Annotated in this window: 16 protein-coding genes; 5 read left to right on the top strand and 11 right to left on the bottom strand. The window is 71.9% G+C overall.

Annotated features, from left to right (window positions below; genetic code table 11):
• The first annotated feature begins 108 nt into the window (after positions 1–108).
• Both OG199_RS08965 and OG199_RS08960 read left to right on the top strand, forming a co-directional pair.
• Complete coding sequence (locus OG199_RS08965; RefSeq protein WP_405828935.1) at positions 109–2,154, top strand: phosphocholine-specific phospholipase C; 2,046 nt, start codon at positions 109–111, stop codon at positions 2,152–2,154.
• A 52-nt stretch (positions 2,155–2,206) separates the two neighbouring features.
• The gene (locus OG199_RS08960; protein WP_266704208.1) at positions 2,207–3,052 is read left to right on the top strand and encodes a phospholipid scramblase-related protein; all 846 of its coding nucleotides are present in this window, start codon (positions 2,207–2,209) and stop codon (positions 3,050–3,052) included.
• Between the two features lie 73 nt (positions 3,053–3,125).
• Here OG199_RS08960 and OG199_RS08955 read toward each other — a convergent pair whose 3' ends face one another.
• Positions 3,126–4,124 carry a DMT family transporter gene (locus OG199_RS08955; protein ID WP_356803769.1) on the bottom strand — a complete coding sequence of 333 codons (999 nt, stop codon included), beginning with the start codon at positions 4,122–4,124 and terminating at the stop codon, positions 3,126–3,128.
• Complete coding sequence (locus tag OG199_RS08950) at positions 4,121–4,963, bottom strand: phosphatase PAP2 family protein (protein WP_356803768.1); 843 nt, start codon at positions 4,961–4,963, stop codon at positions 4,121–4,123. The genes OG199_RS08955 and OG199_RS08950 overlap by 4 nt, the downstream gene beginning before the upstream one ends.
• A 221-nt stretch (positions 4,964–5,184) precedes the next feature.
• Between OG199_RS08950 and OG199_RS08945 the strand changes: the two genes are divergently transcribed.
• Complete coding sequence (locus OG199_RS08945) at positions 5,185–5,799, top strand: TetR/AcrR family transcriptional regulator C-terminal ligand-binding domain-containing protein (RefSeq protein WP_356803766.1); 615 nt, start codon at positions 5,185–5,187, stop codon at positions 5,797–5,799.
• Between the two features lie 171 nt (positions 5,800–5,970).
• Here the strand turns inward: OG199_RS08945 and OG199_RS08940 are convergent, their stop codons facing one another.
• Positions 5,971–6,996 carry a DUF2510 domain-containing protein gene (locus OG199_RS08940; RefSeq protein WP_405828932.1) on the bottom strand — a complete coding sequence of 342 codons (1,026 nt, stop codon included), beginning with the start codon at positions 6,994–6,996 and terminating at the stop codon, positions 5,971–5,973.
• Between the two features lie 421 nt (positions 6,997–7,417).
• Between OG199_RS08940 and OG199_RS08935 the strand changes: the two genes are divergently transcribed.
• The gene (locus OG199_RS08935) at positions 7,418–10,099 is read left to right on the top strand and encodes an AAA family ATPase (protein ID WP_356803763.1); all 2,682 of its coding nucleotides are present in this window, start codon (positions 7,418–7,420) and stop codon (positions 10,097–10,099) included.
• A gap of 167 nt (positions 10,100–10,266) precedes the next feature.
• Here OG199_RS08935 and pcaD read toward each other — a convergent pair whose 3' ends face one another.
• The 6 genes from pcaD to OG199_RS08905 form a co-directional block, all read right to left on the bottom strand.
• A complete protein-coding gene (pcaD, locus tag OG199_RS08930) occupies positions 10,267–11,478 on the bottom strand; it encodes a 3-oxoadipate enol-lactonase (protein ID WP_405828930.1) in 1,212 nt (403 codons plus the stop codon).
• The gene (gene pcaB, locus OG199_RS08925) at positions 11,475–12,770 is read right to left on the bottom strand and encodes a 3-carboxy-cis,cis-muconate cycloisomerase (RefSeq protein WP_405834473.1); all 1,296 of its coding nucleotides are present in this window, start codon (positions 12,768–12,770) and stop codon (positions 11,475–11,477) included. The genes pcaD and pcaB overlap by 4 nt, the downstream gene beginning before the upstream one ends.
• Before the next feature lie 122 nt (positions 12,771–12,892).
• A complete protein-coding gene (pcaG, locus tag OG199_RS08920; RefSeq protein WP_405828928.1) occupies positions 12,893–13,456 on the bottom strand; it encodes a protocatechuate 3,4-dioxygenase subunit alpha in 564 nt (187 codons plus the stop codon).
• A gap of 2 nt (positions 13,457–13,458) precedes the next feature.
• Positions 13,459–14,229, bottom strand: coding sequence for a protocatechuate 3,4-dioxygenase subunit beta (gene pcaH, locus OG199_RS08915; protein ID WP_405828926.1), 771 nt, complete (start codon positions 14,227–14,229; stop codon positions 13,459–13,461).
• Between the two features lie 185 nt (positions 14,230–14,414).
• On the bottom strand, positions 14,415–15,059 hold the full coding sequence (locus OG199_RS08910) for a CoA transferase subunit B (RefSeq protein WP_401805160.1): 645 nt from the start codon (positions 15,057–15,059) through the stop codon (positions 14,415–14,417).
• Positions 15,059–15,841 (bottom strand): CoA transferase subunit A, encoded by a 783-nt coding sequence (locus tag OG199_RS08905; protein WP_356803755.1) that lies wholly within the window; start codon positions 15,839–15,841, stop codon positions 15,059–15,061. Before OG199_RS08905 ends, OG199_RS08910 begins: the two co-directional genes overlap by 1 nt.
• 248 nt (positions 15,842–16,089) lie before the next feature.
• On the opposite strand from OG199_RS08905, the gene OG199_RS08900 reads away from it, so the two are divergent.
• A complete protein-coding gene (locus OG199_RS08900; protein WP_356803754.1) occupies positions 16,090–16,554 on the top strand; it encodes a MarR family transcriptional regulator in 465 nt (154 codons plus the stop codon).
• 66 nt (positions 16,555–16,620) lie between these two features.
• Here OG199_RS08900 and OG199_RS08895 read toward each other — a convergent pair whose 3' ends face one another.
• Both OG199_RS08895 and OG199_RS08890 read right to left on the bottom strand, forming a co-directional pair.
• Positions 16,621–17,616 (bottom strand): DUF3048 domain-containing protein, encoded by a 996-nt coding sequence (locus OG199_RS08895; protein ID WP_356803752.1) that lies wholly within the window; start codon positions 17,614–17,616, stop codon positions 16,621–16,623.
• A gap of 361 nt (positions 17,617–17,977) precedes the next feature.
• Complete coding sequence (locus OG199_RS08890) at positions 17,978–19,048, bottom strand: ATP-dependent DNA ligase (protein WP_405828923.1); 1,071 nt, start codon at positions 19,046–19,048, stop codon at positions 17,978–17,980.
• Between the last annotated feature and the right edge of the window lie 566 nt (positions 19,049–19,614).

Genomic DNA, 19,614 nt, shown 5'->3' with positions numbered 1-19,614 from the left:
GGTCACACAAGCGCCACGGGGTCTTCCCCGCCATTCGTTCCTCTTGGAACACTCCCCCCGCGCAGGTCTCATCCCACGCACCACGTCAGGACAAGAGGTCACCCAGTCATGCCTCAAGTGAACCGACGCCGATTCCTCCAACTCGCCGGTGGCACAGCGGCGTTCACCGCACTGTCGAACAGCATCGAGCGTGCCGCCGCACTGCCCGCGCACCACGGGTCCGGCACGATCGACGACGTCGAGCACATCGTCGTGCTGATGCAGGAGAACCGGTCCTTCGACCACTACTTCGGGTCGCTGAGAGGTGTCCGGGGCTTCGGGGACCCGCGTCCGGTCACCCAGCCGAACGGCAAGTCGGTCTGGCACCAGTCGGACGGCACCAAGGACGTGCTCCCCTTCCGGCCCGACGCCGACGACCTGGGCCTGCAGTTCATCCAGGACCTGCCGCACGGCTGGAGCGACGGCCACGCCGCCTTCAACCAGGGCAAGTACGACAAGTGGGTGCCGGCCAAGTCGTCGACGACGATGGCGTACCTGACCCGTGAGGACATCCCGTTCCACTACGCGCTCGCCGACGCGTTCACGATCTGCGACGCCTACCACTGCTCGTTCATCGGCTCCACCGACCCGAACCGCTACTACATGTGGACGGGTTACACCGGCAACGACGGCAAGGGCGGCGGCCCGGTCCTCGGCAACGACGAGGCGGGGTACGACTGGACGACGTACCCGGAGCGGCTGGAAGCGGCCGGGGTGTCCTGGAAGATCTACCAGGACGTCGGCGACGGCCTGGACGCGAACGGCTCGTGGGGATGGATCCCGGACGCCTATCGGGGCAACTACGGCGACAACTCGCTGCTGTACTTCAACCAGTACCGCGACGCCAAGCCCGGTGACCCGCTCTACGACAAGGCGCGTACCGGCACCGACGCCCGCAAGGGCGAGGGCTTCTTCGACCAGCTCAAGGCGGACGTGAAGGGCGGGAAGCTGCCCGAGATCTCCTGGGTCGTCGCACCCGAGGCGTTCACCGAGCACCCCAACTGGCCCGCGAACTACGGTGCCTGGTACATCGCGCAGGTGCTCGACGCCCTCACCTCCGACCCCAAGGTGTGGGCGAAGACGGCCCTGTTCATCACGTACGACGAGAACGACGGATTCTTCGACCACCTGGTGCCGCCGTTCCCGCCGCAGTCCGCCGCACAGGGCAGGTCGACGGTCGACGTGGGCCCGGACCTGCACAAGGGCGACGCCGCTCACGCCGCCGGGCCCTACGGGCTGGGCCAGCGGGTGCCGATGCTGGTCGTCTCGCCCTGGAGCAAGGGCGGTTACGTCTGTTCCGAGACGCTCGACCACACGTCGATCATCCGGTTCATGGAGCGTCGCTTCGGGGTGCACGAGCCCAACATCTCGCCCTGGCGCCGCGCGATCAGCGGCGACCTCACCGCCGCCTTCGACTTCTCCCGCAAGGACATCAAGCCGGTCGCGCTGCCGGACACCGACGGCTATCTGCCGCCGGACCACGACCGTCACCCCGACTATGTGCCGACCCCGCCCGTCAACCCCGTACTGCCGAGGCAGGAGCGTGGCTCGCGCCCGGCCCGTCCGCTCAAGTACGCGCCCCTGGTGGATGGTTCGGCGGACCCGGCGGCCGGGAGGTTCACGCTCACCTTCGGCTCCGGCGCCAAGGCCGGTGCCGCCTTCCTCGTCACCTCCGGCAACCGCACCGACGGCCCCTGGACCTACACCGCCGAGGCCGGAAAGACGGTGTCGGACACCTGGAACTCCGCGTACTCGAACGGCTCGTACGACCTGACGGTGCACGGTCCGAACGGCTTCCTGCGGGTCTTCAAGGGTCCCGGCAAGACCGCGGGACCGGAGGTCACCGCGCGCCACGTCGGCGCGGATGTGGAGCTGACCTTCACCAACAGGGGTGCGGGCACGGCCGATCTGAAGCTCACCGACGGCTACGGAGGACGGCCCCGTTCGTTCAAGGTGCGGCCCGGCGCGACGGTGCGGCATCGGGTGGATCTGCGGGCGAGCCGGCGCTGGTACGACCTGACCGTCGAATCCGCCGCGGGCTTCTCGCGGCGCTTTGCCGGACATGTCGAGAACGGCCGTCCGGGTGTCAGCGATCCCGCGATCGTCACCGGCTGATGGCTGCCGGGACAGGGGTCAATTTCCGGCCGATGCGAGGTAGTGTGCCCCGGTGACCACGCATTCGAACACTCCTGCAGGTTGGTACCCGGATCCGCACGGGGCGCCCAAGACGCTCCGCTACTGGGACGGCTCGCAGTGGACCGAGCACACGAATGCGGACCAGCAGGCCCCGGCCGGACAGCAGGTTCCGCAGCAGGCGCAGCAGCCGTACGGGCAGCCGGCGGCGGCCCCCGACCCGCGCGTGCAGAAGCAGGTGCACCAGCAGGCCGGGGTCGCGTCCGGCGGTGCCGGTGGCGGCACGCTGTTCACCGAGCCGGTCCTGGTGGTGAACCAGAAGGCCAAGCTGATCGAGCTGACCAACGAGTACAAGGTCATGGACCAGCAGGGCAACCAGCTCGGCGCGGTCGTCGAGGTCGGTCAGAGCGGCCTGAAGAAGGCACTGCGCTTCGTCTCCAGCGTCGACCAGTACATGACGCACAAGCTGGAGATCCGTGACGCCCACGGGCAGCCGGTGCTGCGGCTCACGCGTCCCGCGAAGTTCATCAAGTCGCGGGTGATCGTGGAGCGTCCGGACGGACAGCCGGTCGGCGAGATCGTGCAGCAGAACATGATCGGGAAGATCAACTTCGCGATCAACGTCAACGGCCAGCAGGTCGGCGCCATCAAGGCGGAGAACTGGCGCGCCTGGAACTTCGCCATCGTCGACCACAGCGGCAACGAGGTCGCCCGGATCACGAAGACCTGGGAAGGCCTCGCCAAGACGATGTTCACCACGGCGGACAACTACGTCCTGCAGATCCACTACCAGCTCCCCGAGCCGCTGCTCAGCCTCGTCATCGCGACGGCGCTGACCGTGGACACCGCGCTCAAGCAGGACTCCCGCGGGCTCGGCTGACCTGGCCCGGACACGGACGGGGAAGGGCGGCCGCGGAGAGATCCGCGGCCGCCCTTCCCCGTAGCCGTCCTTCTCACAGGGGCGTCAGATGCCCCGGGTTCGTCAGATGGCCCGGGTTCGTCGGATCTCCCGGGTTCGGCTGCTTCGGGACCAACGAGGGCGCGTACTTCGCGGCCTCCGCCTCCAGTGCCAGTACCGCGGCGACCGGGTGCTCGTCGTCCTCGAAGGGCTCGGGCGCGGCGGCGGGCACGCGCTCCGGCGCCGAACGCGACAGCGTCACCACGCCCCAGGACGCCACCCCCGCGCCGAACGCCGCGAGCAGCAGGCCGGCCGGGCCTCCCTGGAGCTTCTCCCCGAGCAGCGAGAGACCGATCGCCGCGGCGGCGACCGGATTGGCGAGCGTCACGACGGCCAGCGGAGCGCCGAGTCCACCCCGGTAGGCGGTCTGCGACAGGAGCAGTCCGGCGGTCGCGAAGGCCGCCACGAGCAGCGCCACCACGATGACCTGGACGCTGAGGATCGGTCCGGAGCGGTCCGTCACGGCCACCGTCACCGTCTGGGTGAGCGCCGAGGCGACACCCGAGGCGAACCCGGAGGCGGTCGCGTGCCGCAGTCCCGGCCGGGTGCCGGGCCGCGACAGGACGCCGATCGCCACGGAGGTGGCGGCGGCCACGGCCAGCGCCTGCGGCACGCTCAGCACGTCGTCGGGCGCCGGCCCGGACGCCGTGACCAGCAGTGCGGACAGCCCGACCAGGGTGAGCGCGGTGCCACGCCACTCGACGGCGCTGACCCGTCGCCCGGCCACCCGCGCGCCGAGCGGCACCGCGGCCACCAGCGTGAGGGCGCCGAGCGGCTGCACCAGCGTGAGCGTCCCGTATTTGAGCGCGGCGACATGCAGCAGCGCCGCGGACGCGTTCAGCGCGACCGACCACCACCACGCGGCGTGGCCGAGCATGCTCAGGACGCCCGGTTCGGTGGTCCGGGACGCGAGCCGTTCCTGTGCCACGGCCGCGGCGGCGTAGGCGACGGCCGAGAACAGGGACAGCACGACGGCGGCGAGCGTGGCGTTCATCGACCTGCCCCCACGAGTTCCGGTACGGACTCCTTGACGTCTCCCGCGGCGGCGCGCTCCTGCGCGCGCCCGGCCGTGGTCTCGGTCCGGTGCGGAAGGTGGATCACGGCCAGGGCGACGCCGAGCAGCGCGGCCGCGGCGACGGAGTCGAGCCAGTAGTGGTTCGCGGTGCCGACGATCACCAGCAGGGTGACCAGCGGGTGCAGCAGCCACAGCCAGCGCCAGCGGGAGCGGGTCGCGGCGATCAGGCCGATCGCCACCATCAGCGCCCAGCCGAAGTGCAGTGAGGGCATCGCCGCGAACTGGTTCGCCATCTCGTCGGTGGCCGGGTGCGCTCCGTACACCGTGGGCCCGTACACCTGCCCGGTGTCCACCAGGCCCGCGACGGAGAGGAGCCGGGGCGGCGCGAGCGGGAAGGTGAGATGCAGCACCAGGGCGGCGGCGGTGATCACGGCCAGGACCCGGCGCGCCCATACGTAGTGGACCGGGCGTCGCAGGTACATCCAGACCAGGAAGGCCGCCGTGGCCGGGAAGTGGACGGTCGCGTAGTACACGTTCGCCAGGTGCACCAGGGTGTCGCTGTGCAGCAGCACGCCCTGTACGGCGCCCTCGCCCGGCAGGTGCAGGGACCGTTCCCAGTCCCAGACGTGACCGGCGTTGCGGAAGGCCTCGGCCGTGTGTCCGGTGGCCAGTTGCCGGCCGACCTTGTACACGACGAAGAGTCCTGTGACGAGCAGGAGTTCGCGGACGAGCGGCGGCCGCGCGGCGGTGTCGCGCCGTGACGGCCGGCGTATGGCCGCGGCGGGCTCCGGTTCTGCAGGCTCGGTTCGGGAATCCATCCCCCGGCCCCTTTGCTGACGTTCTTGCGTGAGGTGGTGTGCGGTGAGCCCAGGACAGGCTCCACTCGGCGTCTGTTCGACGGAGGGTGGAGCCTGACCAAGGCTCATCGATACGACAGTGTACCGATACGCCAGTGTACCGATACCAATGCGTTCCGGTACACTGGCGTATCGATTAGACTCTGTGAAACCGACCACCCGCACGAGCGAGGAGAAGACCCATGACGTCGCAGGCCGCGGAGGGACCGGAGTCGGTCATCGCCTCGCGCCGCTCCAAGATCACGCCCGAGCGTGAGCAGGAGTTCTACGACGCCGTGCTCGAACAGATCCGTTCGTGCGGATACGACGCGTTCACCATGGAAGGCGTGGCCGCGAGCACACGCTGCAGCAAGTCCACGCTGTACCGGCAGTGGAAGACGAAGCCCCAGTTCGTGGCCGCCGCACTGCGCGCCAACCAGTGTCCGCGGTTCTCGGGAATCGACACGGGCTCGCTCGCCGGCGATCTGCGCGCGATGGCACGCGCCGCCGGGGACTGGTCGGGCCGTGACACCCAGCTGCTCCAGGCGCTCGGCCACGCCGTGCTGCAGGACGAGGAGCTGCGGGAGGCCCTGCGCGAGGCGCTCATCGAGCCCGAGATCGGCGCGGTCAAACAGATCATCGCCCGCGGGGTCGCCCGAGGCGAGGTCCCCGCCGACCACCCGGCGCTCGAGTTCATCCCGGCGCAGCTGTTCGGTGTGGTGCGGGTGCGGCCGGTTCTGGAGGGCGAGTACGCGGACGCGGCGTATCTCACACAGTTCGTGGAGGCCGTGGTGCTTCCGGCACTGGGCCTGACCTGAGACCCAGGTCGCCGTCCGCGGGATGACCGGACGTCGGCCTGCTCGCGCCGCACCGTGGGGACGGGGGCGGCGCGCACCCCCCGGCCGGGTGGGGCTCCTCTTGAGCGGAGAGGGGCTCCACCCGGCCGATCTGTGTCCGGGGGCGGACGCCTGGAGGCCTGGGTGCGGCGGTCAGACGTTCTGTCCGTCGCCGCCCACTCCGGACGCCGGCTTGATGCCCTTGGTGATGTCGTCGATCACTGACTGCTGGGGACCCTTGGAGCCGGCGTCGACGCCGAAGCGGACGACGACCAGCGATTTGGGGTCGGCGGGGGAGGGGAGGACGAGTGATTCGACGTAACCGTCGTCGCCCTTGCTGGTGATGACCTTCCAGCGGACGAGATAGCCCTTCTCGCCGGCCACGGTGACCGCCCTGGACGCGAGTTCCGTGTGCGACGTGATCTTGCCGTAGCCCTTGCCGTAGGACTCCTGGGCGTTCTTGGAGATGTCCTCCTTGGCCGCCGCCTCCGGCGTGGTGGACTTGATGCCCTGGTACCGCGCGGGCGCCGAGTACGCGCCGCCCCGCTGACACTTCTGCGAGGTGTCGCCGGGGCACTTGTAGGTGTCCTTGGTCGACAGCACCGCGCTCGCCATGCCGCTCTGGCCGGTCCAGTCGTCGGGCACCGGCATGCTGATGCCGCTGTACGCGTCGGTGGCGTAACCGTCCTCGGTCTGCGGCACCCCTGACGGGCCCGGCGCCGGGGTCCGGCCCTCCGGTCCGCCCGAGCCACCTGATCCGCCCGAGCCGCCGGGAGCGCCGCCGCCGGGGCCGCCTTCCGATCCGCCCGCGCCGCCGCCCTGGCCGCCGCCGAAGCCGCCCTGGCCGTTCTGCCCGCCGGGCCGCTGGGCGCTGGCGCTGTTGCCGCCGTTGCCGTCGTTCTTGGTGAGGGCGTACACGCTGCCCCCGATGCCCGCGAGGACCGCGATCGCGGCGGCGACGGCGATGCCGGTGCGCAGCCCGCGCCGCCGGGGCGCGGGGGGAAGGACCGGGTACGGTCCGGCGGCCGGCGGCTGTCCGGGGGGACCCCACGCGGCACCGGATCCGAGGGGACGGGTCTGCTCCGTCCATGCCCTGCCGTCCCACCAGCGTTCGGTGGCGGGACTGTCACTTGTCTGCCCGGGGTCGGGATACCAGCCGGGGGGAGTCACCTGCGTCATGGACCCACCGTATGAGCCCTGGGTGAAAGGCGGATGAGAGGGGACCGGCCGACCGTCCGCGGGGACCGCACCCGTCGCCCGGTACGCGTCGGCGTGCGCCGACGCCGTGTCCGCCGCGTCACCCACCCCGTACGACGTCCTGTGCGTCGGGCCGACCACTCGCGTCTGCCCAACTCCCGTGATTCGTAAGGATTTTCCCTCGGGTCCGTACCAAGTCCGACGACGGGAGACCCGGCGGCATCCCGACGGCTGCCGACCGTCCATGACCTTCCCGCCCCAGCTCGGTGCCTCGTCGCGTCGCCCTCGGGTGAGCGCCGTCACCCGTCTCGACCACAGGTGCCCTGACCCACCTCCGTATCGACTCGGGGACGGCTAGGCTCGATGTCTGTACGTCGTCCGTGCGGCCCGGGGAGGTAGCGGTATGACGCAGGCGCGGCCGGGACCGGCGGCCTCGGCCTCACTCTGGGAGCGCGAGGCGGAGATCGCGGATGTCGCACAGGCCGTGGAGGCGCTGCGCGCGGACGCCTCGTCCTCGGGCAGCCTGCTGGTGTTCGGCGGCGAGGCCGGCATCGGCAAGACCGCACTGCTCGCGGAGGCCCGCAGGATGGCCGAGTCCAAGGGCTGCACGGTCTGGTCGGCCCGCGGCGGCGAGACCGTCACCTCCGTCCCCTTCAACGTCATACGGCAGCTCCTCCAGCCCGCCATCGTCTCGCTGATGCCGGAGGAGGCCCGCGAATACCTGGGCGACTGGTACGACATCGCCGGTCCCGCTCTCGGTATCGCCGAGCCGGGCGACCGCCAGGCGGACCCGCAGGGCGTGTGCGACGGACTGGTCGCGGCCGTGCGGCGGCTGGCCAAGCGCGAGTGGCCGCTCGTCCTGATGGTCGACGACGCGCACTGGGCCGACCAGGAGACCCTGCGCTGGCTGGCCGCGTTCGCCGAGCGCCTCGACGACCTGCCCGTCCTCGTCGTGGTCGCCCGACGCCCCGGCGAGGTCACCGGCGAGCGGGCCCTTCACCTCGACGCCGTCGCCGCCGCGGCCCGCCCGATCGTCACCCTCAGCGCGCTGACCCCCGACGCCACCGCGGGACTGACCCGCGCCACCCTCGGCGAGCACGCGGACGCGCCGTTCTGCCGCGAGGTGTGGGCGGTCACCGGCGGCAACCCCTACGAGACCGTCGAACTCCTCGCCAAGGTGCAGGACACCGAGCTCTTACCGGTCGAGGCGTCGGCCGCCGAACTGCGCGCCCTGAACCGCTCGGCGCGCGGCCGTGGACTCGTCGCCCGCCTCGAAGGGCTCGGCATCGACGCCACCCGCTTCGCCTGGGCGGCCGCGATACTCGGCACGGGCATCTCCCTCGACCTCGCCGCCCAGCTCGCCGGAATGCCGCGCGACGAGGCCGAGCGCTGCGCCGAACTGCTCGGCGCGGCCCGCATCCTCACCGACGTCGAACCCGAGAGCAGCCGACTGACCGGCAGCGAGCTGGAGTTCGTGCACCCGCTGATCGCGAGCGCCGTCTACCGCTCGATCCCCGACGCGCTGCGCACCGCGATGCACGGCCAGGCCGCCTGGGCGGTCACCGAGTCGGGCCGCGGCGCCGCGGCCGCCTCCCGCCACCTCCTCGAAGTGCACCCGGACGACGACCCCGAACTCGTCGAGCAGATGCGTGAGGCGGCCCGCGAACACCTGGCCGTCGGCGCGCCCGACGCGGCCAGGCGCTGTCTGGAGCGCGCACTCAGGGAGCCCCCGCTCCCCGAGGTCCACGCACGCGTGCTCTACGAACTGGGCTGTGCCACCCTCCTGACCGCGCCGGCCACCACGATCGGCCATCTGCGCGCGGCGCTCGACCGGCCCGGCCTGGCGGGCGACCTGCGGGTGGACGCCGTCTTCCGCCTCTCCCAGGCACTGGTCCACAACGACCAGTTGGACGAGGCCGTGCGCACCGTCGACGCGGAGGCCGCCCGGCTCGACCCCGGCCCCGCCCGGATGCGGCTGCAGGCCGTCCACTACATGTGGGAGGGCATCCACGCGGGCGAGGACCACGTGCCGGGACGCTCCCGGGGGCTGGCCGAACTCGCCAGGACCTGCACCGGGCGGGACAACTCCGAGCGGGCCCTGCTCATACTGCGCGGCTTCGACGCGATGACCCGGGGCGAGAACGCCGAGGAGGTCGTGGAACTCTGCGACCGGGCCCTCGTCAACGGCCGCCTGGCACCCGGACTCGGCTGGACCGACACCGAGTGGGGCGTCGAACTCCTCATGATGCTGGGCAGTTCGTACGCCTACGCGGACCGGCTCGACCGGGCGGAGAGCCTTTTCACGGAGGCACTGCGCTCGTACACGTCCGCCGGCTGGAGCGGCGGCCATCTCTCCCTGGCGCACGCCTTCGTCGGTCTCGCCCACCGCAGGCGGGGCCGTCTGCGGGACGCCGAGACCACCCTGCGCGAGTCACTGCGCATCGCCGAGCGGGTCGGGCGCGGGCTGCCCCTGTACTGGTCCGCGACCTGTGGACTCGTCGACACACTGCTCGCCCGCGGCGACGTCCAGGAGGCCTGGGCGATCGCCGAGCAGTACGGCTTCGCACCGCCGTACCCGACCACGATCGTGCTGCCCGACACCCGCTCCGTACGCGGCCGCCTGCTGATCGCCGTCGGCCGGGTCAAGGACGGCATCAACGAACTGGAGGCCGCCGAGAAGGCCTCCGCGGTGCGGGGCCACCACAACACGGTGATGGCGCCCTGGTCGATCGACCTCGCCCGCGCGCTCGCCTCGGAGGACCCGGTGCGCGCCGCCGCGCTGGCCGTCGACGCCCGGCGCCGGGCCGAGCGGTTCGGCACGGACACCGCCATCGGCGAGGCACTGCGCTGCGCGGCGGCCCTGGAGTCGGGCCAGCGTGCGGTACGCCTCGCGGCGCAGGCCGTCGCCTATCTGGAGGCCTCGCCCTGTCAGTACGAACACGCGGCGGCCCGGGTCGAGTACGGCATCGCGGCGCGCTCGGTGTCGGAGCTCAACAAGGGCCTGACGCTGGCGCGTTCGTGCGGCGCCGACGGGCTGGTCGCGAAGGCGGAGGGGGTCCTGGCGACGGGTCGGGGACTGCGATAGCCCTCCGGCCGCCGTCTTCCGAGAGCCTCGTCCGCCGGTGTGTCCGGGCCCACCGGACCGGCCGGCCGCGTGTCCCGCGGTCGGTCGCGCGTCAGGCGGCCGTCGCGCGGCAGGCGGCCGTCGCGCGGCAGATTCGGTTGTGGCACGCCACCCTTCGCGGAGATCGCTCAGGCTTCCTCCGAGGCATCGGCCGCGTCGCGGTCGTCGCGTTCACCGGGCCCACCGTGTTCGTCGCCGTCCGGTTCACCGGGCCCGTCGAGTTCGTCGAGCACCCGCTGGGCCACCGCGAACGCCGCATTGGCCGCCGGGACACCGCAGTACACGGCCGTCTGGAGCAGCACGGCCCCGATCTGCTCGGGGGTCAGGCCATTGCGGCGCGCCGCCCGGACGTGCATCGCGAGTTCGTCGAGGTGGCCGTGTGCCACGAGCGCCGTCAGCGTGACCAGGCTGCGCTCGCGGCGGGACAGCGTCGGGTCCGTCCAGATCTCCCCCCACGCATAGCGCGAGATGAAGTCCTGGAAGCGTGCCGTGAACGGGGTCTGCCGAACCTGCGCGCCGTCCACGTGCGTGTCGCCGAGAACCGCGCGGCGTACCTCCATGCCGCGAGCCGGGTACCCGTCGAAGTGCCCGCGCAGCGCGGCGAGTACGGCCTCCGGCCGCTCCGCGGGCGCCAGGTGCGAGGCACCCGCGATCTCGACGAGCGAGGCGCCGGGCACCGCGTCCGCGATCTCCCGGAGATGCGCGGGCGGCGTCGCCGGGTCCTCGCGGCCCGCGACCAGCAGGGTCGGCGCGGTGATCGACGCCAGCCGGTCGCGCAGGTCGAAGGCGGCGAGCGCGTCACAGCAGGCGGCGTACGCCTCCGGATCCGCGGTCCGCAGGTCCTCGATCAGCCGCGGAACGCTGAAACCGGGCGTGAACCAACGGGAGTTCGCGCTCCTGACGAGCGCGGCCAGTCCTTCCCGGCGTACGGTCCGCGCGCGCTCCTCCCAGGGACCGGCGCCGTTGAAGTGGGCCGAGGAACAGAGGACGGCGAGGGCGGCCACCCGGTCGGGGTGGTGCACGGCCAGGTGCAGACCGACCGCGCCGCCGAGGGAGACGCCCGCGTAGGCGAACCGGTCGATGCCGAGCGCGTCGGCGAGGGCGAGGACCAGCGCGGCGAGGTCGGCGACGGTCGCGCCGGGCCCGATCAGGTTCGCGGGGGAACCGCCGTGCCCCGGCAGGTCCCAGCGCACCACCCGGTGGGTGACCGACAACTCGGGCGCGACCTCGTCCCACAGGGCGGCCGAGGTGCCGAGCGAGGGGCCGAGAAGGAGCGGGGGAGCGGTGGCGGGTCCCTCGACGCGGTGGTGCGGCAGCTTGCCTTCGGGCTGGGTCTTCAACGTCGCTCCAGAGCACGGTCGGTGAGGGCTCCGGCGGAGCCCGTGTAGCGGGCCGGGTCGGTGAGATCGACCAGGTCGACGTCCCTGAGCCGCGGTTCCTCGCCCAGGACGTCCAGCAGGGGACGGTCCTCGGTCACGGCCCGTTCGGCGGCGCGGGTCAGCAGTTCCCTGGCGCGGGCCCGTCCGAGCACGGGGGCGAGCTCGACGGCCAGCCGCTCCGAGACGATCAACCCGTGCGTGAGGCCGAGGTGTTCACGCATGGCGACCGTGTTCACCCGCAGCCCCTCGGTCAGTTCGGCGGCGCCGCGGGCGGCGCCGCCGACCAGTCGCAGCAGCTCGCGCAACGGCTCCCACTCGGCGTGCCAGGCACCGGCCGGCCGCTCGTCCTCGGCGGACATCGACGCGTACAGCGTGGCGGCGAGCCCCGGTGCGCGCCGGGCGGCGGCGGCGATCAGCGTGGCCGCCACCGGGTTGGCCTTGTGCGGCATCGCGGACGAACCGCCGCCGCTCCCCTCGGCGACCTCGGCGATCTCGGTACGGGAGAGGGTGAGCACGTCGGCCGCCGTCTTGCCGAGGGCGCCGGCCGCCAGGGCCAGCGCCCCGGCGAGATCACCGACCGGGGTGCGAAGGGTGTGCCACGGCAACGACGGTTCCACGAGCCCGAGTTCCCGGGCGTACGCGGCGACGAGGACCTGTGGGTCGTCGGCGCCGAACGCGCTGAACGCCGCCAAGGTCCCCGCCGCGCCTCCCAGTTGGGCGGGTAGGCGCAGGGCCGTCAGTCGGTCCCGCGCGTCCAGGACCAGCGCGCGCCACCCCGCCGCCTTCAACCCGAAGGTCGTCGGTACCGCGTGCTGCGTCAGCGTCCGCCCCGGCAGCACGGAGTCCCGGTGGGTGGCGGCGAGTTCCCGCAGGGCCCGCGCCGTGCGCTCGAGGTCTTCCAGGATCGGCCGCAGCGTGCGCCGGGCCACCAGCATCATCGCGGTGTCCATGATGTCCTGGCTGGTCGCGCCCCGGTGGACGTACGGGCCGTACTCGCCGCCCACGGCCGCTGTCAGATCCGCGACCAGCGGGATCACCGGGTTGCCGCCCTCCCGGGCGCGCAGCGCGATCGACCGCGTGTCGAGGTCCGCGGCGGTGACCGCGGAGAGGGCCGACGCGGCGGCGGCCGGGGCCAGAGCGAGTCCGGTCCAGGCGCGCGTCAGCGCCGTCTCCGCGTCGATCAGCGCCTGCAGGAACGCCCGGTCCGAGGTCGAGGACGACGCGGGGGAGCCGGCCCATCCAGGGGCGAGCAGACCGACATCGGGATCGCCGGAGTCGCCACGGTGGTTCCGGTCGGCGGGATCGGTCGGATCGGTCGGATCGGCAGGGCCCGCGGGATCGGCGGGGCCCGCGGGATCGGCCGGGTCGGCAGCTGTCACTGGAACTCCAGGAAGACCGTTTCGCCTTCGCCCTGAAGACGGATGTCGAAACGGTACGTGCGCTCCGGCCCGGTGGCCGCGATCAGCGTGGCGCGCCGGTCGGCCGGGAGCGAGTCGAGCAGCGGGTCCGCGCCGTCGGTGAGATACGCACGGGTGAAGAGGTGGTGCGTCAGACCGCGGGCGAACACGCACACACTGAGGTACGGCAGGCCTGCGTTGCCCGGCGGCAGCGTACGCAGGACCCAGTGCCCGTCGGCATCCGTACCGACCCGGCCGAAGCCCGTGAAGTCGACGCCGTCGCGGCCGAGGAAGCCGCCCGTCGAGGGGTCCCGGCGCATCGATCCGGGGGCGCCCGTCAGCGAGCCGTCGGGTGCCGCCTGCCAGAAGTCCAGGAGGGCGTCGGGTACCGGCCTCCCCGCGCCGTCGGACACGTACCCGTGCACGGTGATCGTGTCGGGGTGCCCCGGGGGCGCCACCTGCTCGCCGCCGGGGAAGGGCAGCGCGTGGCCGTAGAAGGGGCCGATGGTGTGGGACGGGGTGGGGAGCAACCGCTCGGTCATGCTCAACGGCCTTCCTCGATCCACGTGGCGGAGGGACCGTCGAGGACGATGTCCCATGCGTAGCCGAGTGAGAACCCGGGCTGGGAGAGAGTGTGGTCGTAGGCGGCGATCAGCCGGTCGCGGGCCGCCGCGTCCGTCACGGACCGCAGGATCGGGTCGTACGGGAAGAGCGGGTCGGCGGGGAAGTACATCTGTGTCACCAGGCGCTGGGTGAACGCGGAACCGAAGACGGAGAAGTGGATGTGCGCGGGCCGCCACGCGTTGCTGTGGTTCCCCCACGGGTACGGGCCCGGTTTGATCGTCGTGAACCGGTACTGCCCCTGATCATCCGTCAGAGTCCTGCCCACGCCCGTGAAGTGGGGGTCGAGCGGCGCCGGGTGCTGTTCGCGCAGGTGCACGTAGCGGCCGGCCGCGTTGGCCTGCCAGATCTCGACGAGCTGGCCGCGCACCGGCCGCCCGTCACGGTCCAGCAGCCGGCCGGAGACGGTCATGCGCTCGCCGATGGGTTCGCCCCGGTGCTGGCGGGTCAGGTCGTTGTCGATCTCGGTGATGTCGGTGACGCCGAAGACCGGGCCCGACAGCTCGACCGTCTCCGGGTCGCCGCCGTCGACCGCGACGAGCGGCTGTCGGGGGTGGCGGAGCAGGGAGCTGCGGTACGGGGGGTAGTCGCGTGCCGGATGGTGCCGGACCGGAGCGCCGCCGGCGACCGCCTTGTCGTACGCGTCCTGGCGGTCCTTGATCTCGGTGTCGATGTCCGACTGGGTGAGGGCCATGCGGGGGCTTCCTGTCGTTCGAGGGCGAGGGCGAGGTCCTGACCGACTCCGGCGCGCTGGGCGGGGACGGGGGCGAGGGAGTTCCCGGACGGTGTGCGCGGCCAGGCCGTCCGGGCGGCCTGCGGGTGGCGAGCCGTCGTACCCGCCGAACGGGGTGCGGACGGCGCCGACGACGCGCACGTCCCTCATGACAGCTCCCGCGGGGTGCGCAGCCCGGCGCCGGTGCTGGCGGCGACCTCCCGCGCCGTGACGCCGGGTGCCGTCTCCACCAGGACGAGACCGTCGGCGGTGATGTCGAGGACACCGAGGTCGGTGATGACCCGATCGACGCAGGCCTTGCCCGTGAGAGGCAGCGCGCACTCCTGAAGGATCTTCGGCGAGCCGTCCTTCGTGGTGTGGGTCATCACCACGATCACCCGCCGGGCCCCGTGCACCAGGTCCATCGCACCGCCGATGCCCGTGATCATCTTTCCCGGTACCGCCCAGTTCGCCAGATCACCCCGCGCCGAGACCTGCATCGCGCCCAGCACGGCGACATCGATGTGCCCGCCGCGGATCATCGAGAACGACAGCGCCGAATCGAAGTAGGAGGCGCCGGGCAGGACCGTCACGGTCTCCTTCCCCGCGTTGATCAGATCCGGATCGACCTGGTCCTCGGTGGGGTAGGGGCCGGTGCCCAGGATCCCGTTCTCCGACTCCAGCACCACCTCCACACCCGCGGGCAGATGGTTCGGGATCAGCGTCGGCAACCCGATCCCCAGGTTCACGTACTGCCCGTCGCGCAGCTCACGCGCCGCACGCGCCGCCATCTCCTCACGACTCCACGCCATCACGCACCCACCGATCCACCGGCCGCGGGACGGGAGACCGTCCGATTCTCGATCATCTTCGCGCCCGCCTGTTCAGGGGTGAGGGCGACGACGCGCTGTACGAAGACGCCGGGCAGATGCACCGCGTCCGGATCGATCTCCCCCGGCTCGACCAGCTCCTCGACCTCGGCGACCGTCACCCGCCCGGCTGTCGCGGCCAGCGGGTTGAAGTTGCGGGCGGACTTGTTGAACACCAGATTCCCGTGCCGGTCCCCCTTCGCGGCCCGCACCAGCGCGAAATCCGTACGGATGCCGCGCTCCAGGACGTACTCGGCCCCGTCGAAGACGCGGACCTCCTTCGGTGGCGAGGCCACCGCCACTCCACCCCGGCCGTCGTAGCGCCACGGCAGTCCGCCGTCCGCGACCTGCGTACCCACCCCCGCCGGCGTGAAGAACGCCGGGATCCCGGCCCCGCCCGCCCGCAGCCGCTCCGCGAGCGTGCCCTGCGGGATCAGCTCCACCTCCAGCTCCCCGGCGAGGTACTGCCGGGCGAACTCCTTGTTCGCCCCGATGTAGGAGCCCGTCACCCGTGCGATCCGCCCGGCCGCCAGGAGCACCGCGAGGCCCGACTCCATCGCCCCGCAGTTGTTGGAGACCACTCCAAGACCGGAGGTCCCGCGCTCGAACAGGGCCTCGATCAGCACGTTCGGCACTCCGCTCAGTCCGAACCCGCCCACCGCGAGCGTCGCGCCGTCCGGCACATCGGCCACCGCCTCCGCGGCCGTGGCGACCACCTTGTCCATCCGTGAAGCCCCCTCTCTCCCGAGCGTCCCGTGTCGTCATCGACGAGGACGCAAATAGTCAGGGCACTGAGTATCTTCCAGGGTTTCGTTCACGCTGCCACCCGGCCGCCCCACCGTCAAGACCCCATGTCATGGCCGATTCGGGCTTGATCCGAGCAGAAGACAGGCCGGTACGCGGACGGTATCGTTCAGTACACTTACCAAAAACTGCCGGACATACGACCGTGTCGACGACCTCTGGAGCGCATATGGCCGCGGTGGACCTCTCCACCCACCCCGGGCACCTGGCCCGGCGGCTGCAGCAGGCGCACTACCTGCTGTGGAACACGATGGTCTCCGAGGAGATCACCTCGCCGCAGTTCGCGGTCCTGAACGCGCTCGTCGCGGAGCCGGGGCTGGACCAGCGCACGGTGGGGGAGCGCGTGGGTCTGGACCGGTCCACCATCGCCGAGGTCATCAGCCGGCTCGGCCGCCGGGGCCTGCTCGACAAGGTGCGCGACCCCCAGGACGGCCGGCGCTCTCTGCTGCGGCTGACGGACGAGGGGACGCGCACGCACCGCAAGCTGATCGTGCGCACGGCGCGGATGAACCAGATCTTCCTGGCGCCGCTCTCCGCCGAGGAACAGACCGTGTTCTTCGACCTCATCCGGCGGGTGTCGGACGCCGCCGAGGGGCTCCGCCATCCGACGGAACCCCTCCTGGCACCGCGGTAGGCCGGGCCGGGCGCCACCGGGCGCCACCCGACGGTCACCGGTCGGACACGCCAGGCCCGGCCGCGCTCACGCTTTGGCGAAGACCACCCACACCTGGCCCTTCGCGAAGTTCATCGGAGCGCCGTTGTTCGTCGTGAACTCCGTGCCGTCCGTCGCGGCCGGCCGCTTCCAGTCGGCGTCGAAGACCCGGCCGTCGCGCAGCACCTTCGCCGTCCCCGAGCCGACCGTCTGCGTGAAGGGCGTGTTGTTGCCGAGGACGTCGTGGTACTTCGACTTGAGCAGTTTCACGTACTGCACGACCACCGTCGCCGGAGCCACCCTCTTGCCGTCCGTCGTGACCGTCGGTGTCCCGTCCATCGACACCAGCCAGCGCTTCGTGCTCGCGGACCAGGAGAAGGTGAAGCGGGCGGCCGGGAAACGCACCGTTCGGGACGTCTCCGGGCTGCCGCCCGCGGGGGCCGCGCCGAAACGGAAGCCGGTGGTGAGGGCGGCGGCGCCGGGTGCCGACCGCAGCAGTCGGCCGGGCCGCAGATAGAGATTGTGCGGGGCGGGCTTGGTGGTGCCGCGGTAGTACGAGTCGGGGCTCTGCTCGGGCGATTCCGGCCGCAGCGGCGCCTTGTCGATGACCGGCAGCAGTTTGTGCTGGGCACCCGAGAAGGCGAGTATCGGCTCGTCGAACTGGCGCAGCACCTCCAGGTCGGACTCGCGCGCGCTGCGCACCGGTCCGACCGCCTTCGGCAGCTGGGTCGCGTAGATCGCCATCAACCGGCTCAGGCCGCCCTCGACCTGTTCGGCGTACACGATGTCCGCCGCGTCGAGGCCCGTCTGCGGGCGGGCCTCGCTCGCGTTGTCGATCTTCACGGCGAGGACGGAGCCGACGCTGTCGGCGCCGGCGTGACCAGGAGTCGGCCTCGGTGCCTGGCTCTGGCCGGCAGTCCGGGCGCCTGCGTCGGCGTTCGGGCCGTGGTCCGTGGTGCAGCCCGTCATCAAGGAGCCCGTCGCCGCGACCGTCAGCAGCGCCGCTGCCATCGCGCCGCGCCGCATCGATGCCTTCTGTCGCATGCTCACCGTGTCACCTTGTCCCGTGCCATCGATTATGCGCTCATACGTTCATCGGTGCTCATACCCGCTCGTTTTGAGGTCGTGCGCGGCGAGGACCGATCGGTGCGCGGATTGATCCGCCGCCGCCGCCGGAGCAAGCGAGGCGGGGCCGGGCGGGGCGGGCCGGTGTGCGGGTTCGGCCGGGCGGGGCCGGTGGACGGGACGCGGCGATGACCGGACGGGACCGGGGCGGACCGGACGGGACCGGGGCGGGACCGGGGTGGACCGGGGTGGACCGGACGGGATCAGGCGGGACCAGACGGGATCAGGGGACCGGACGGGGACCAGACGGGACCCGGCCGGAGGACCGGGCGCGCGGTCGTCAGCCCTGCGGCCCGAGGATCTCCGCGAGGTCGTACCCCACGGGCTCCTCCAACTGGGCGTAGGTGCAGCTGTCGGCGGTCCGGTCCGGGCGCCAGCGGCGGAAGCGGGCCGTGTGGCGGAACCGTACGCCGTTCTCCATGTGGTCGTACGCCACCTCGGCCACCCGTTCCGGCCGCAGCGGTACCCAGGAGAGGTCCTTCTTCGCCGACCATCTGCTGGGCGCGCCCGGCAGGCGGGCGGACTCGTGCGCCGACTCCTGCGACCAGGCGGCCCAGGGATGCCGCTCGATGTCCTCCATGCGCAGCGGCTCCAGCTCCGCCACCAGCTCGGCCCGCCGCTTCATGGGGAAGGCCGCGCTCACCCCCACGTGCTGGAGGTTGCCCGCGTCGTCGTACAGGCCGAGCAGCAGGGAACCGACGACCGGGCCGCTCTTGTGGAAGCGGTACCCCGCCACGACGACGTCCGCGGTGCGCTCGTGCTTGATCTTGAACATGGCCCGTTCGTCCTGCCGGTACAGGAGGGCGAGCGGCTTGGCGATCACCCCGTCCAGCCCCGCGCCCTCGTACTGCTCGAACCACCGCTGCGCCACCTCCCGGTCGGTGGTCGCCGGTGCCAGATGGACCGGCGCCGTCGTCCCGGACAACGCCGTCGTCAGCAGGGCGCGCCGGTCGCCGAGCTCCACGTCGAGCAGCGACTCGTCGGCCAGCGCGAGCAGATCGAAGGCGACGAAGGAGGCGGGGGTTCGCTCCGCCAGCGTCCGCACCCGTGAGGCGGCGGGGTGGATGCGCTCGGTGAGGGCGTCGAAGTCGAGCCGGCCGTCCCTGGCGATCACGATCTCGCCGTCCATCACACAGCGCTCCGGCAGCCGCTCGCGCAGCGCCTCCACCAGCTCGGGGAAGTACCTGGTCAGCGTCTTGCCGGTGCGGCTGCCGAGCTCGACCTCGGCTCCGTCGCGGAACACGATCGCGCGAAACCCGTCCCACTTCGCCTCGTAATGCATGTCCGGCGGGATCTTGGCCACGGACTTGGCGAGCATCGGCTTCACGGGCGGCATCACCGGCAGATCCATGCTTCGACCATACGCGCGGTCCGGGAGGGGGTCAGGTTGGACATACACGGCCAAGAAGGCAGGTAGGTCGCCCCGTCGACCCGCGCGGTTCGGAGCGTCGGTGAGAGATCCCTCGGCCTGCTTTTCGCCGTGCGCCGCATCCGCCGATCGAGGCGCCGATGACCACCACGCCCGACCGTTCCCGGTCCTGAGACGAAGGACTCGCAGTCATCGGCCACCTCACCCCTCAGCGACGCGCCTGCCCAGATCACTCAACCGCGTCCTCTACTTCATGGTGGCCCCTCGCTGAACGCCACTGAGAGCGAACTCGCCGCGGACAGCGTCACCGTGGCCACGCACCGCCGGAGCATGCACGCACAACTCGCCACCAACACACAGCCTTTGGCCTGCTCACAGACCTCGCGCCGACCGTGATGTTGATCACTCCGTTGCGGAGCGTGTGCAAAGGTGCGGGTCGGTAAAGGGTCGACAAGGGTATCTCTCACAGGCTGCACACAGATTCCACCTGATTCCCTCACAGGCGGGATGGCTACCGAACGTAACTGCCTTGGCTGCAAGGCCTTGTC

The organism is Streptomyces sp. NBC_01176 (assembly GCF_045039825.1).
Taxonomy (GTDB): domain Bacteria; phylum Actinomycetota; class Actinomycetes; order Streptomycetales; family Streptomycetaceae; genus Streptomyces.
Note: the sequence above shows the minus strand (reverse complement) of the source record. Positions and strands in the feature narration are given on the sequence as shown.

Bases quoted from the DNA above. Each gene is read 5' to 3' on its own strand.
- OG199_RS08965 (WP_405828935.1), top strand. From the start codon at position 109: ATGCCTCAAGTGAACCGACGCCGATTCCTCCAACTCGCCGGTGGCACA.
- OG199_RS08955 (WP_356803769.1), bottom strand. From the start codon at position 4,124: ATGAACGCCACGCTCGCCGCCGTCGTGCTGTCCCTGTTCTCGGCCGTC.
- OG199_RS08950 (WP_356803768.1), bottom strand. From the start codon at position 4,963: ATGGATTCCCGAACCGAGCCTGCAGAACCGGAGCCCGCCGCGGCCATA.
- OG199_RS08945 (WP_356803766.1), top strand. From the start codon at position 5,185: ATGACGTCGCAGGCCGCGGAGGGACCGGAGTCGGTCATCGCCTCGCGC.
- OG199_RS08940 (WP_405828932.1), bottom strand. From the start codon at position 6,996: ATGACGCAGGTGACTCCCCCCGGCTGGTATCCCGACCCCGGGCAGACA.
- OG199_RS08935 (WP_356803763.1), top strand. From the start codon at position 7,418: ATGACGCAGGCGCGGCCGGGACCGGCGGCCTCGGCCTCACTCTGGGAG.
- pcaG (WP_405828928.1), bottom strand. From the start codon at position 13,456: ATGACCGAGCGGTTGCTCCCCACCCCGTCCCACACCATCGGCCCCTTC.
- pcaH (WP_405828926.1), bottom strand. From the start codon at position 14,229: ATGGCCCTCACCCAGTCGGACATCGACACCGAGATCAAGGACCGCCAG.
- OG199_RS08910 (WP_401805160.1), bottom strand. From the start codon at position 15,059: ATGGCGTGGAGTCGTGAGGAGATGGCGGCGCGTGCGGCGCGTGAGCTG.
- OG199_RS08905 (WP_356803755.1), bottom strand. From the start codon at position 15,841: ATGGACAAGGTGGTCGCCACGGCCGCGGAGGCGGTGGCCGATGTGCCG.
- OG199_RS08900 (WP_356803754.1), top strand. From the start codon at position 16,090: ATGGCCGCGGTGGACCTCTCCACCCACCCCGGGCACCTGGCCCGGCGG.
- OG199_RS08895 (WP_356803752.1), bottom strand. From the start codon at position 17,616: ATGCGACAGAAGGCATCGATGCGGCGCGGCGCGATGGCAGCGGCGCTG.
- OG199_RS08890 (WP_405828923.1), bottom strand. From the start codon at position 19,048: ATGGATCTGCCGGTGATGCCGCCCGTGAAGCCGATGCTCGCCAAGTCC.